Source organism: Paraglaciecola sp. L1A13, assembly GCF_009796745.1.
Taxonomy (GTDB): Bacteria; Pseudomonadota; Gammaproteobacteria; order Enterobacterales; family Alteromonadaceae; genus Paraglaciecola.
In genome coordinates this window covers 236,129-251,445 of sequence record NZ_CP047024.1, presented here as the reverse complement: position 1 = coordinate 251,445, position 15,317 = coordinate 236,129, and the positions used below count along the sequence as shown (strand labels likewise).

Sequence of the window (15,317 nt, the reverse complement as noted above, 5' to 3'; positions counted from 1 at the left end):
ATTAGGTATGTGAATTGCGTGATAGGTATGAGGTTTCAATTAATGCGCACTAAAAACGCAAGTTAATCGAAGTCTGAAGTGCCTATCATGGGTGTCATGATAAAAGGCGGACTAAGAACGCAAGTTAAACGAAGTCTGAAGTGCTTATCATGGGTGTCATGATAAAGGGCGGACTAAGAACACGAGTTGATCGAAGTCGGAAGTGCCTATCATGGGTGTCATGATAAAGGGCGGACTGAGAACGCAAGTTGATCGAAGTCTGAAGTGCTTATCATGGGTGTCATGATAAAGGGCGGACTAAGAACACGAGTTGATCGAAGTCGGAAGTGCCTATCTTGGGTATCATGATAAAGGGCTGACTAAGAACGCAAGTTGATCGAAGTCGGAAATACCTATCATGGGTGTCATGATAAAGAGCGGACTAAGAACGCAAGTTGATCGAAGTCGGAAGTGCCTATCATGGGTGTCATGATAAAGGGCGGACTGAGAACGCAAGTTGATCGAAGTCTGAAGTGCTTATCATGGGTGTCATGATAAAGGGCTGACTAAGAACGCAAGTTGATCGAGGTCTGAAGTGCCTATCATGGGTGTCATGATAAAAGGCACTTCACGATACCGTACTCTGTTACTAAATTAACCTTAGCCCGACTACTACTAACATAACCACATTCGCCAATAGCCCAATTAAAAAGAAATAGGTACGTGGGCTAGGGTTTTTCTCCGTGGAAATTGCGTAGTACAGCACCATATGCACAACCCTCGCAATAACGTAGGTCCACACACAAATAGCAAATACAGGGCTCTGATAATTAAGCACAAATGCAAAAAGAACCGTCCCAACAAACAGCGCACTGTTCTCTAGGGTATTTTGGAAAGTACGATGAGATCTGAATACAAAACTGTCGTGGGATAAGTTTTCATCTATTTTCCCAGGGATCGCATTTGGTTGCTTAGCCTTACTAAACGTCGCGACCATCCACTGCACGAGTAACATCACCAAATATAAATAGAACGCCGTGTAAGCCGAATAGGCGAGATCAAACATATCACTTTCCTTTTATAAATTAATGGGTATCACAGTAGCAAGCTTAGTGCCCAATATAAGTCATTGATATATAGTTTATTAAGTGTTGTTCATCTTGATGGAATGTAACAGGTACAGGGTTGATTATAAGAATTACCATCGCGCCAAGTTTATTAAAAACAACCATTTTGGAGGTATTTTGTGGGGCTATTGAGATGGGTGGCTTAACAAGTTCTTACTTCGGTTTCTAAGTAAAAAGTGTCTACAGAGTTAGGGGAAGATCATTCACCAGACAATTGGCGAACGTATATGCAAAGGTAGAGCAAAAGAGAAGAGCATCGGCTGTGCCGACTTTAGTCACTTAGATGGCTGTCCATTTAATTGAGTCTATACTTCGATTTCTACAAATCGCACATTAACACTACATTCTTCGAATAAATCTAATGCGAAGCGAAAATCTTCTCCCCACTTTTGATCTTCTAAATTTGGTGAAAATGCTATCAGTTCGGAAATGCCTGATTGTACGATCGCTCTTGCACAGTCCATACAAGGAAACCAAGGTAAGTACATACGACAACCATCTAGAGAGATCCCAGCACGAGCCGCATTGTAAATAGCGTTCCTTTCTGCATGTTCCGTCCATTTATATTTCGCTGGTCTTGAGTGTCTTTCGTCCAAATCATCGTCGGCATCTCTTGGAAAACCGTTGAAACCAGTCGAGCGGATTTCGTTGTGAGGACCCACAATCACACAACCAATCTTTGTACTTCGATCTTTACTCCAACTCCCAACCACTTGAGCCAATTCAAAATATCTTTGGTCCCAAGACGTTAATTTGCTATGAATTAAGCTCATTTAATCTCTTTCCCCAGTTTTTTTTCTCAGAAGAGCTATCACTCTCTAAGCATTCATAACCGTTTTTGACCAATTCAAAAACCAGATCCTTCCATTTAGAGCTACTAATTACTCCGGAAGCTAACTTGGTTGTATTTAATATCTCAGCTCTAATAAGTCGCGAATCTATACTTGAAAAATTTCGAGTAATTTGATTAATTATTTCGGAGCATATTTCAGTACTCTTAGTTGAAGATGCTTGTTCCATCAAACTTCGAGCTGCACCAAACCTTACCCATTCATACTCTTCTTTATCAAATAATACTTCTAACAATTTATCTCTAGCTAGGTTATGCCTAGAAGCAGAACCCAAAAGATGGACAATTCGCCACCTTATACCAATGATAGACTGCTTGTTTTTAATGTCATACACATGCATTGAGTTGAATATAGCGATTATATAAAGCACATTTTCGCTAGTTAGTGTTTGTAACCTCAATATATTCGATGCAGTCCAACCAATTACAGGGTCTTCTAAAAGTGCATTCATCAAGGTAATTTGCTCGTTTTCCTTTAAAGTTTCTATTTTATCGCTTAAAAATACACTACGAAACTTACCCATTCGCCCATTAGTTAGAGGTTTACATGCATATCGCTTTTTATAAGCACAAATAATTTCGTCTGGAGAGCTATCAAAGTTTATTTCCAATGAGTTTCCCATCAACTGGTAACAATCCAAATACTCTTTTATACCCTGTCTTGTATGCTCAAAGATATCTGAAGCCCTTAAAGCATTCAACGCAAAGATAGCATCTCTAAATTCAAGTTCTATATGGTTCGGAATAGCATCAAACTTAGAATCAAAGTCAGCTAAAATCCTCAAGACATATCGATAGTCCCAATCATAAAGTGCAACTAGGAAATCTGTTATTTTTCCACTTTTTTGAGTAATTTCAGAAGCGAAAATGATAGACTCAATGGAGAGTTTTTTGATTGAAATATAATCAAAGTGCTTCTTCTCCCATAGTTTATTATTTTCTGCGACGTGAAGAGCTGCGAGCCAATCGTGAAACAGTTGGTGCTGAAATCCTAAATAATCTTTATCATCCTTAATAAGAGTTCCAGATTCTTTTAATAAATCCATCAATTCATTATCCAATCCCGCCTCATTCCATTTGTCTTCTAGCGCAATTGGACTTTTATGTTCCTTATACATATTATATGCTACTTTTGCGGCTGCGAGTATTGACTTATTTTTCGTCTCATCAGACTTGTTTTCCGTAAACACATGGTTCAAAAAGTACTCTCTCATTAATTCATGTCTATACTGAGCATGTGTCTTTTTTTCCAACGAAAGATTAATGTAAATTGATAAGAAGAATGGACTACTAAGCAATTTCTCCCAATTAGTGTCCAGTTTCTCATCGGCAGAAGAACTATTTAATGACGATGCAATTATGCTTTTTGATAAGGGCGCCATTGTATACTGTTTAAATTCTGAACTTTCTAAATTTTCTGAAAGCCTGTCTCCAACGATTACCGTTACTGATCGTTGATTATACAACTTTTCCAAACATCCAAGAACCTTTCTCTTATTAGTCTGCTTCTCGTTCAACCCATCTGCTATTACATAAATTTGCGCGGAGGGTTTACATTTTTTAATTATTTTAAGTTCTTCAAATTTAGAGTTTAATGCTGTTTCATCAAATAAATTTTCATAACCTTCGAAAACATTTGGGGTTTTCGCCAAGTTTAACCAAAAAACAGCACAATCGGAATGAGCTAAATTGCGCACAAGATCAAGAAGGAAGTGTGACTTTCCACTGCCACCTGAAGCTGCAATTCTAATTAAATTAGGATATTGAAGTCTCGAATAAAACTGTTTTGCTGTTAAATCATTAGGACCATAATTATCCAACTGTGGGACCATCATATTTATGAAGCCTAAAGATGTATTAGTTCGTTCATTTAAACGAAGTTCAAAATCACTTGCTTCATTTCTTTGATCTTTACTTTTCAATTTCCTTAAAAGCAACTTCATATGATCAAAATGTTGTTCAGCTTTAGTTTCTTGAATCAAGTCAATATTCAACCCATAAAACGCACTCACGGGTATTGCATATGCAACCTTGCCATCCTTATTAGTTGACCCAACGATACCAATTACCTTTTTATTCGATATCACAGGGCTACCGCTATACCCCTGACGTGGAGCTTGCTCTAAACTATTAGGTTTAAGCTCAAATCGATCTCCAATTAATTCACCTACGACTCCGTCGCATGAAAGACCTCGACCATGTGTGGGTAAAAACGCCAAAGTTGAGAAGTGTTCTTTTGCTATTGGTTCAGACCACACCTGCAATATATCATGCTCAAGCTCAAGCTCAATACCTTGTGAACATGGCACCAATACCGCAACATCACCGCTATAAAATCCTTGTTCATTTTTCTTCGGTTCCAACCATTTTGCAACCTTGCAAATTACCTTTTCCATTTCGATTGAATTAGGTGAACTGCGGTAATGCACTGTCACCAAATCTTTTTCTGTCGGTTTAACGTCACAATATTCCTTTCGATTCAAAGAGTGATTGATAACGTGCGCGCAAGTGACTATTTTCTTGTTTGAAATTAGCCACCCTTGGCCAGAGATTTCACCATTTGATTTCGTTATTTTAACGGTTATGCTGGCAAGGGAGCTCATTTATCGTTGTTCTTCCAGACAGCTTTGATTTTTAGAGTAACTTCTCCACTAACCTTACTAACGATAACATTTGCGTCAGCGCTAAATTTCAAGCCAAATTCAACTTCAATAGAATCTGGAGCAACAGCAACATCCTTAATAGATTCAACGGCAGCACTAACCAATCCCGAAACAGGTGAAAGAGCTTCTTTCAAATTAGCTGTAACATTGTTTATCCGATCTTCAGTGGAAGCAAATACTTCACCTTCCTCTTGTTTTTCTATTAAGACATCCTCTGTCGCCTCAATGAAGATAGTCTTATTATTGTCTAGTTCAAGCTTAACGAATTGCGTCATGTTCTAATTCCTTTTAGTTTATGAATTTAAATCAACTTTCTTTAGTGTCAGTCCTAATACTTCCCCTAATAAAGGCGGGACAGCATTTCCTACCTGAGTATATCTAGGACATTCTTGAGTTCTTCTATGACCGCCAGTTGTATATTTCCCTTGAAATTTAAAGTCATCTGGAAAGGACTGTATCCTTGCATTTTCACGAACAGTTAAGATTCTAGGTTCAGAATAATGTAACAAGTCATCAGGTAAAGTGGTCAAAGTTCTAGAAGGTTGAGATGGGTCTAAAACACTTATTACTTGTTTTTTCATGCCAATTACTTTTTTTTGCTCAGCAGTTAATCCTAATCCAGGTCGGCATACTTGCTGAATATATTCAAATTTTTCAACTGTGGTGCCCCGGTGCCTAGCGATCCTCAAACCATTTGGTTTAGAGCCATTAATGCCTTTTCTCATCGCCTTTTGAAACGTTGTCAATTTATCAGGAAGTACATAATCTAATTTTTTAAAACCTGTATTCTCATTTCCTGAATGATAAACTTTATTAGCTCCAATGTGTTCAAGGTCACTTATTGCAGCTTTAACAGAAATAGGTGTTTTAGGTAATTTCTTACTCTTAAGGAAGTCGTGTCTCAATGACTCAAGCACTACAAAAGGGTCAACATCAAGTTTACAAATGTCTTTTCTAATACCAATCATAATAAAACGGGTACGTTTTTGAGGTACACCATACTTTTCACTATGCACATAATCGGTAAAAACTTTATAACCAAGCTTTTCTAGCTTAGCTTTAACGACCATCGAGTACGGTTGTTTTTCAGCTATACCCTTAGAGTCTTTAAATGTCGCGTTAAAGCCACGTACATTTTCAAGCACCAAATATTTGGGGCTTACGATTTTTACCATTTTGATGTATTGCTCAGAAAGCTGATTTCTTGGGTCTGAAGAATTTCTTCGCCCAGCAAGAGAAAAACCTTGGCACGGTGGACCACCTGCAATCAAATCGACTTTTCCCTTTAACGCTTTCAGAGAGTCGATATAGTCTTCAAGTAGAGTTTGAATGGTAGTTGCTTTTTTGGGCAGCCAATCGGGCCAATCAAAATGGCTATATTTATCGCCATCGATTAAATTATACCTAAAAGTATCAAAAGCCATAGGGTCTTTTTCAACAGCAAATATTCCTTTCCAGCCAGCATTACCAAGGCCTAAGGAAAATCCACCACATCCAGAAAAAAGGTCAATATATGTCCCTGTTGATATCAAATTTTTAATATTAGATTCCACTATCAAAACAACCAACTCACAGTACTGTATTTATATACAGCATTGCAAGCTACATTCCTATTTATTGCCAAGTAGGATACTGTAAATGGTAATACTTAATCCAGTTTATAAAATGGTATTCCCTTAATAAAATCCCCATTATGACCTAATGTTTTGCATAGTGACTCAAAGACCTCTAACGAAGCTATTCTGTTAATTGTACTTTGACCCGAGTTTGGCAAACCAATCCGATCTAAATCGCTTACTTTAATTCCAGGTACTTTATGTACAAACCAACTCTGAATTGGCTCCATATAATTTTCTTTATTAGTTTTAAAATGTGAAAAGAATTGTGAAGCGAGAATTACACCAACCCCAAATTCTCGGCCTTGTAACAATAGTTTACTCAGTACCGGGAATTCATAAGGCATGATGTTGTGTGCTTCATCAACTAGGAGATAAGAATCAATAAACCTTGTTTGAGGGCTCTCACCTAAAAAAGGCCTTTTCTTTACTTTTTTCATATAGTCGTAGTAAAAGTTAAGGAAGATAACGATTATCATATTCTTTATTTTATCGTCACTGAACCCGCTTAGATCAATGGCAATAGTGCTATCAAAAAAACTTTCGAAGGTTTTTATTTTATCAGGATTACTTTCAAATATTTCGTAATCGATTATATCACTCATTATTGTATAGGTAGTATCAACCTTACCATCCACCAGCTCTTCGTAGGCTTCAAATACTTCATAAACAGTTGGGTCTCTCCCTTCGATTTCCTTGAAGCATTTTTTAACTGCTTTTTTCAAAAAATTATCTTGAAGAGGTTTCTGTGCACTAAATATTTTACTTAGTACATCTCTAAAAAATGAATAGCGGTCTAACCAGGGAGTTGCCGCTGATGAATCTGAAGTGTTGAACATATTCAGAGGAAGGTCTTTGGGCTTAAAAACCTTAATATCAGTTTTAGATATGAATTTACAGTTTTCATTATCAAGGTCACTAAAGTCACGTTTATAATCCAATATAAGAACTTTTGGTGCGACTCCACGATTATTCTCTGGCTTACTTACTAGTTGATACACTAATGATTTTAGTAGTTGTGTTTTACCTGTACCAAGATCACCAACTACTCCTATATTTATGTTATTCAAAGCTGTATTGCCGGGATAAAAAGTAGTGTCTTTATTTTCAAACCTATCCAGACTTTCACCAACCTTGAAATTAATTCCTAAACTATTAGTAGTGCTTTCTTTACCTACATCTTTTGGAATCTCTTCATGATCAGGAGTTAAGGGACTTTTTTGTTCACCTTGATTTTCTTTGTCTTGGCTTACTTCTAATTCTGTAGTCGCACTCACTTTCTTAACGTCACTCAATAAGCCCCAATGACCAACTTTTGAAAAAACATCTTTAATCACAGTCTCTTGTTTATCACTTAGTAAAGCAGCAGCAGAATGGTGAGATAAAACAATTGTATCTTTAAATTCTTTATCAACAGATGAAATTATTTCCCCATGCAAGCAATTTTCTAAACTAATCAACCTGCCTACTTTGTCAATTTCAACATCAATATTTTTTGACATCAAACTAATAATTGTCGATTCATGAAACTTAGACCACTCAAAGCTTTTCTTCTTAACACTATTTATTTCACCATATATTCTAAAGCCATAATCAATCCATGATGACAGCATCTCTCTCCAAGCAAGTCCCCACAGCTCACTCTTCTGGGATTCTTTTTGCATATATTCAAGAAAATCAGCAAAAGTCTTCGCTTGCTTTATAGCGTTAACTCTTTCTTCTGGCATCATCTTTTCAGATCTAGCTTTAACTTCCACAGGGGTTAAACGAATTGACTTTGCCTTCCCTTCCGATAAACCAATACTAATAACAATTAAATCTGGTCTCTCCATATTACCCGTCTTTAAATGAGCTCTTAGGCTATCAAACCTTGGTTGGAATATATCCGCTGGGATAATCAAGTTTATATGTGAATCTTTGATTACAGGAATTAAGCCATTACAATTGATATTATTCTGAAATTCGGTTTGTAATAATCTTAAGGCGACTAGCATACCTATCTCACCAAAGCTTGACGTTCCTCCACTCGTTAATTTCTTTAACGTTGGCATACCTCTTAGTGATATCTCTTGTAGTAAACTTTTGCTTTGCTCTTTATCTAAAGGTGTTTCCCCTTGGAATTCTATTAGTGCATTTTTAAGAGCCTCATGCATATTATCCGACTCGCGAGCCAATAAATAAAATCCGCTTGATTGACCTTGATCAGAAGAGTATTTTGGTAACTCATAATCCCACAGTAACGATGTTTGATCTGGCATCTGGAAACAAGATGCATCTATAGTCGAAGATGAAACTGCGCAAAAATTAGTGTTAAAGAGGGAGTCTTCCAATGTCTTTAAGTTTGGTGCAAATACTAAACTATCGAATAAATCAAACTCTTTACATGAGCTTTCCATGACATCGAGAGTATTTAATAAAACATTTTTGATACTTCCATCCTCATCAATTGGTGATGTGATGAAATGACCAACTCTAGACTCTGCCAAAAACTTATTCTGTTTTGAAAAGCTATGTTTAATACTTTTTCTAAACAAACCAGTTGTGTCAACAGCTGAATTAAAATTATGCTTCTCGAAGGTATTATTCATCGTTTTTAAATGATCAATAATAGCTAAATCTCTCTTCTCAATTTTTTCATTATTCTTTTTTGTATACCAACGTACATTAGTACCAGAACGGGCAGTTAATGATGCTAGAATTGCTGGTTCAGGCTGCGCTTTTTGAGATCTCGTATCATATACTCTAAGTGAGTTTGCACCAGCTGAGGACCATTCATCTTTTTCTATCCCTAAGTTTTCCTCACACCACTCCTCGACCCCAACATTACAAGAACTTTGGCCTGTAGTGTCACTTGTTAAAGATATAGTTAAAGTAGATTTTGCACATGCTAGTTGTCGAACATCATCAAGTGTCCTTTTAACTTGCTGAGTGCTGAAACCTTGTGCTATCCCGTCTATCGTTATTCCAAACTCATCGCCAAAAATTGATTCATAATCTTCATCGTTGATGTTAGATATACTGTCAGTACTCCAAAGAACACTCCAATAATCAGAGGAGGCTCTTACCGAGGCAAAACCTTTATATTCAGGTGATGAATTAGCATTTAAGCATGGTAGCGCAAAGCAATCAGGAAATACGGTGGGGTCAATAACACCTGAAGCCGGTGCACAAACTCCATCTTTTCTGGCATCTTCAAGTAAACGTTGAGCATTGCAGTGCCAGGCAATTCTTACGGGGTGAAATGGTGATAAAATAACAGCATCTGGAATAGAGTTTAAACAATTATTGCTCGATTCTTCAGAGTGCACGGTTAAAATATCACTCCATATAGCTGTTTCATAATCACTATTTAGCCATTTGAAATATTCTGTGATGTATGAATTAAATGCTACTTTAAATTCGTCATCTAAATAAAGTAACCCGAAATTCAAAGATTCAATTGAATCCCCATTATTATCACAATATTTTTTCAATAAAATACGGAGAATATCACGGCTTTTAATATAAGTTTGAGGTACTGCTGAAGCTAGTGAATCGTATGTTGGCCTGGGATCCAAGAAAATTTTCATATCCGAGATTACCGGATTTGAATTCCAGACTGGCTTGGTCCATTTATTCTTCAATCCAGGCCCTAAAATAACCGGATAGAAAGACTCATGATCACTCAGGATCCAATGTTCAAAGTTTGATAGCATGGTCTGTCTTACATCAACTTTTAAAGCTGATTTTCCACCACTACTTTCAATTACGAGCTTGCGAAATTCACTCGAAACACCTTTAGGAATAAATTCACTAACTGTAAAGCTAATTAAATATTTACGAGTTACATTACTATCATAATCATCGAGTTCGAATTCATAAACACAATCTTCATCAGCTTCAATTAAACAAACAGCATGCTCTTTAGAGGAAGGTGTTATATTTTTAAATGTAACTTCATCATTGGAGTCACTAGAGAAAAAACCAGTCATCTTGGAATCTAGTTTTAGCCCGGCCGTATGAAATAAATCAAGAGTGTGAGAACCTATACCATTTAATTCAATTTGGCATTCATAATGTCCCTCATTATTTTTTTTGGCTATTTTCCCTTTCTTAGCTTTAAATTTGAAAGGGGTGATTTTGGTTGCTGACCGACAGTTAATTGTAATCTGGGGCTTAAATGACTCTAAGTTTATTACTTTATAAACTAATGGTTTTACAAGTGAATCAGATGAAAAATGGTATCTAAGAAATAAATCATGCTCTAAAAATCCAACTTCGTCTTCCCAATTTACATCTGTATCTGTAATTGTAATTGTTGCTATGCTTTGTAACGCTTTATTACCCGACGACTTACTTATCTCTAATATTACTTCACCTTGTTCATCAGCGGGGGATATTAGAAAAGATGTTCTATTTTGAACAACGTCAGGGTGACTTTTAGATATTGGGTTATAGAGTGTATCTAAGCATGTAACTATAATTTCTGAATATTCTTGTGGTTCAGAAAAGCCTCCTAATAGCTTGCCCCAAGTTTTATTGGTTAAAGTATTCCACCAGTTCGACTCATCATGTTCTTTTGCTTTTGCATAATTACCCATTGGATTATCATGAAATTCTGATGCCAAAAGGCAGTTTACAGAAATAGACTTGATAAATGATTCTAGAGCTTCTTTGAGTTCAAAGTCTTCATCAGGTAGCTCATTAGTCATCATTTCTAAACCACTATGAAAACCATATTCAACAAAGTAATTGGAAATCTTTTCAGGTAATTTTAAAGTGGCTAAAATTTCATCACCTTCTATGCAGGGCAAACCAAGCTGTTCATAAAGGTGAAGGCTATTTGGATTAGTAGATACAGTATTATAAGTATCCTCCAGGATAGTCCAAACAGCACGTCTGTCACGATGTCTTTGATCGCCATCCCATGCTTCTGTTAAAGCCCCTTTAATAACTTCACTTACTGTTTCCTGTTCGTTTTCGTGAAATTTAGAAAGTATCGAATTCAAAATATTTAAAATTAAAGATTCTTCCAACCATTCATGCACATTATTATGATGTTGGGTTGAAATTCCTTTGCGCTCCGCCGCGGTTTCAGAAGAAAGGTTCGTAATATCATCAATAGCATGTAAAGCAAAATATGAGCCCTCCTCTGTATTCCTAACAGTTACTAAATGATTATTTGTGCACCTGCCTGAATTTAAGTTTTGAGGATCATTATTAATACTTGAATCAACAAGTAAAACAGGAATATGTTTTGTTAAATTATCTCTTGATATTTTTAGCTGTTTTTCTCCATTACAAAGATAGGTAAATATTTTTTCCAACATGTTCTTTGGTAACCCTGAAAAAAGCACACGAATCGGATCTTTTTCATTAGTTAAGAGAGCTGAAATTTCATCCTTAACTTCTTTAATCAAAAACTTATAAAAACTATTCATTACTATTCCCTATTTTGAAAGGTGTATTGATGACCATGCCACCCTCTGCATCGGGACTCTCAATTACTAAACCTAAACTTCTAAGTAATTTATAGAATGTACTATTACTATCTTGTTGAATCTCTGCCTCTAGGCCGTAAAAGGAAAGTTGCTTAATTAAGTCAGCAATAGTACAGGGGCCTTCTGTCTGAGCTGCAGTACAATGCACCATCAATAAAAGTGCTGTAGGTCCTAACCCCACTACCCATGGGGCACTTGAATAAGCACCTTTTTTACGAAGAAAGTAACCTTGGTCATAGCTTTCTAAGCCTGCTTCAGATGTTTGCCTTTGCCTAACAACGTAACTAATGAATTCTAAAATATTTTTAGATGTTCCTTTTTTGCATGCTGTGATCTTAGGTTCCATGTCAAGAATGGATCTATAATTTTCTCTATATGCCGGGTAATCGAAATACTTATATTGTTTGGCTAAGTGATTTAACGTTTGAGTGATTTTTTGTGGAGAGGATAGAATAACTGCATTATCATCAAAATAATCATTATCTGAAATGTTGCATAAAATTAAATTAATAGAACAACGACCTAATATATAACCCCTTACTGTTGCTTCTATAGTTTTATTAGTTGGCTGTTCTAGAGACCAAAAGTTATCATTTTGTGATAATTCATATTTTACTTCTTCTTCATTAAAGTGCTTCCCTTCGCTCAAAGCCTGCTCAAGCATTGAAGATATTTTTTTATTTATGGTACAAAGCCACATAACATGGGAACAGGCAGCGATTCGACACAATGATTCCACCATTGAAATCCATTGCCTTCGTGTTAAATAGTTTTTCAACGCAAGGACTATTTTTAAGTCCTTTACAAATTGCAGGGCAGGATTTTGTAATGAAAGGTTGCCGAAAATTTCATCTTCTTTTAAGGGTAAATGGTTTGGTCTAGACCAAGTCCCTACAAACTCTTTTTCACGCCAAGTCGTAAACTCTTTTTGAATTAATTGTGCCCAAATGTCATCGTCTTCTGTAACCGATAACTTATCAAATATCTCCTGCCATAAATATAATGCATCAACTTTATCATCAGTACCCATACTAATCATTTTGGCAATCAATTTACCTGGATTCCATGGATTTCCGGCCAGCCTTGCTGACATTGAATAAATAGTAGAATCTGGTACCAATGGACTTAATTGTAAAAATTGTTTTTTAGATTGATTGGTTTGCTTAGGACTTGTAATTGACCTAGTAACAATTTGATTCCATAAATCATCATCTATATCAATTGCACTTTCAGCACCATTAGGTCGCTTTCGTTTATCAAGGTTTCTGGTTAATTTCCGACCAAGAACAGGTGGTTGCCTTTCGGAAATTACTCCAGAAAAACCTACATTTCGATACAATGAAGCCAGTAAAATCTCTCCCGTAGCTACTTCGGGTAAAGGACTTAAATGAAGAAAGCTCTTTGTATATTTTTTATGTAATGCTTCTGATTTCCAAGGTGCTTCATTGAAACTAGACAGATGACTCATTTAATTTCTCCAGTAAAAGCTAAATCTTCATCTGTATCAATCTCAAACTCTTTAGCACCAATTTTAATTTTTGCACTTAAATCAAGGTAGTCTTCATCCCTAACTATCTCACCAGCTATTATTGATTTAACTTCATCAAGCATTGCGAAAATTTCTTCAGGTAGTGAAGCTTCATTTAGACCCTTTTCTATTTCTCTTAAAGATTTAAATAAATTGAAAGTTACTGGCAAATAACGTTTTTTGTGAATGGAAATATATGGCAAGTACTCCTTAGGTTTCGATAAACCGTCATAAAACTTAACCATTTTTGGCTTAATTTCGCTCACCAGTAATGAAATGTCTCTATCTCGATGTGCAACTGGTTGGCCAAACGTTGTTGATAAGGGAATAGAAAAATGTCCGTGCTCATTTATTAACCCACGGATTTGTCGTTCAGTGTTCTTAATTTGTTTTTTATCATCATGGAATTTGGAATAATCGCTCAAGGCTGCAACACTTTTACATAAACCATACTTAACACCTAAGCTGCGTTTAACCAATCTAGATGAAAACTGTCTGATTGAGGCCTGTAAAAATCTGACTTGATTCGAGAGTAAAGGACTATGGTTATGCTCCATCAAAAACTCATCTGCTAATATCAAATTTTTTAAAATTCTTTTATCTAATTCTGGCAACCTTCTTGAAACTAACTTCAAGCCGTCGCTGATAGACAACCCGAATCTTTCATCGATAAAGTCTGCTGTAACATTGATTTTTTCATTGTTTACGTTCTTTTCGAAAAAAGTCACATCACCACTTAATAACGCAGGATCTAGGTAATGAGAAAAACTTTCTGAAAGTATTTTCCTTATAGAGTTCGAATCGTTATTTGTTAGATTAGCTAATGCCTTAAAATGGTTTGAGGCACTACAATATTCTTTATAATGCTCTGAACTTTTAGGCTTTTTAAGAACAGCTAATTTTGCTGTTCGGTGATTACCTTTATTCAATTTAGGCCATAAAGAAAATAATCGATGATGGTATAATTTACTCATCATGAGATAAGGCGCTTTGGCAAAGCTAAGGTCTTCCTTTTCTTTACTAATTACCTCTAGTTGATTTGCAGTCCATTCACATGGTGAATATAGTTTCTTTCCAATCATCAACTCCTCTTGGTCCCCAATAAACAAATAAGATACTAGCGAATATAAATCTCGGAAAGTCCATCTTTTTCCAGCACATAATTCGTAAAAATGTAGTAATTTCACTAGGTTATTTTGAGCTTCTTTCTCTTCAAGCAATAATTTATTTTGGCAAAATGGACAGACTGAATGGTTGTCACAAGGGGGTTGCCATAATTTATCTCTAAGAGCTTGATGCAAAATCTGATGCATTACTGCAATTGACTCACCAGAAGCAGGGGATACTAATGACTCGACATCCATAGGCCAAATAGCAATATTTCGCCCTTCTAATGGCCACGAATCGGGAGCTAATGGTCCTCCACTAGCGGCTTTAACTAGTTCATTAATCAGTTTAATTAAAGGTTTGTTATTTTTTTTATGAGCCAATGAAGAAGCATTTGCTAAAACTCCACGGTTGATACAGCAGATATAAACACCTTGGAACTCGCCATTTAATATACTGACAAGTTCATCATTTAAAAGCTTTTCTGGATTTGTCTGATTTTGTTCAGTGTCTTTTTCTGTAGCATCTTGTACTAAGTGGATTTCTGGCTTTATACCAAATTTTGGTTCCCATAAATCCGAGAAATTAACTACTGATTTTCTTGGGGGTAATGTCCCTTCTAAAATCTCGTATTGTTCGGCAAAGCGTCCTATCAAGACACCATCAGCTTTTATAGCTTTATCAAAATCCTCTATACATCCTTCAACAGCATCTGTTTTACCATTACCTGGTCCCCCTATTAACAATATAGCCCTTGGCGTGTATTCCGAATTATTATTTACAATTTCACTAACCCATTTTTTTAACTTTATTGTCAAAGGTGTTTCTATTTTTTTCCCTGCTGGTCTGCCTGAGTTTTTTTTGAATGGGTTTCTAACACCACCTTGCTTTGAACCAGCCCAGTTGAGAAATGCAACGGGGTAAAGTTTGTCAACTTCGCTATTCATAATCCTAAATCCATATAGTT

General features: G+C 36.1%; 8 protein-coding genes. All 8 read right to left on the bottom strand.

Annotated features, from left to right (window positions below):
• Positions 1 to 628 precede the first annotated feature (628 nt).
• Entirely contained in the window at positions 629 to 1,045 is a 417-nt protein-coding gene (locus GQR89_RS01050; RefSeq protein ID WP_158768340.1) for an MAPEG family protein, read from the bottom strand.
• Between the two features lie 366 nt (positions 1,046 to 1,411).
• Positions 1,412 to 1,879 carry a dCMP deaminase family protein gene (locus GQR89_RS01045; RefSeq protein ID WP_158768339.1) on the bottom strand — a complete coding sequence of 156 codons (468 nt, stop codon included), beginning with the start codon at positions 1,877 to 1,879 and terminating at the stop codon, positions 1,412 to 1,414.
• Positions 1,863 to 4,559, bottom strand: a complete 2,697-nt coding sequence (locus tag GQR89_RS01040) for an NACHT domain-containing NTPase (protein ID WP_158768338.1) — start codon at positions 4,557 to 4,559, stop codon at positions 1,863 to 1,865. The genes GQR89_RS01045 and GQR89_RS01040 overlap by 17 nt, the downstream gene beginning before the upstream one ends.
• The gene (locus GQR89_RS01035; RefSeq protein WP_158768337.1) at positions 4,556 to 4,894 is read right to left on the bottom strand and encodes a CU044_2847 family protein; all 339 of its coding nucleotides are present in this window, start codon (positions 4,892 to 4,894) and stop codon (positions 4,556 to 4,558) included. Before GQR89_RS01035 ends, GQR89_RS01040 begins: the two co-directional genes overlap by 4 nt.
• 18 nt (positions 4,895 to 4,912) lie before the next feature.
• Entirely contained in the window at positions 4,913 to 6,172 is a 1,260-nt protein-coding gene (locus tag GQR89_RS01030) for a DNA cytosine methyltransferase (RefSeq protein ID WP_199271357.1), read from the bottom strand.
• A gap of 95 nt (positions 6,173 to 6,267) precedes the next feature.
• Positions 6,268 to 11,655 (bottom strand): ATP-binding protein, encoded by a 5,388-nt coding sequence (locus GQR89_RS01025; RefSeq protein WP_158768336.1) that lies wholly within the window; start codon positions 11,653 to 11,655, stop codon positions 6,268 to 6,270.
• Entirely contained in the window at positions 11,648 to 13,183 is a 1,536-nt protein-coding gene (locus tag GQR89_RS01020) for a hypothetical protein (RefSeq protein ID WP_158768335.1), read from the bottom strand. Before GQR89_RS01020 ends, GQR89_RS01025 begins: the two co-directional genes overlap by 8 nt.
• Complete coding sequence (locus GQR89_RS01015; protein ID WP_158768334.1) at positions 13,180 to 15,297, bottom strand: hypothetical protein; 2,118 nt, start codon at positions 15,295 to 15,297, stop codon at positions 13,180 to 13,182. Before GQR89_RS01015 ends, GQR89_RS01020 begins: the two co-directional genes overlap by 4 nt.
• Positions 15,298 to 15,317: the final 20 nt, after the last annotated feature.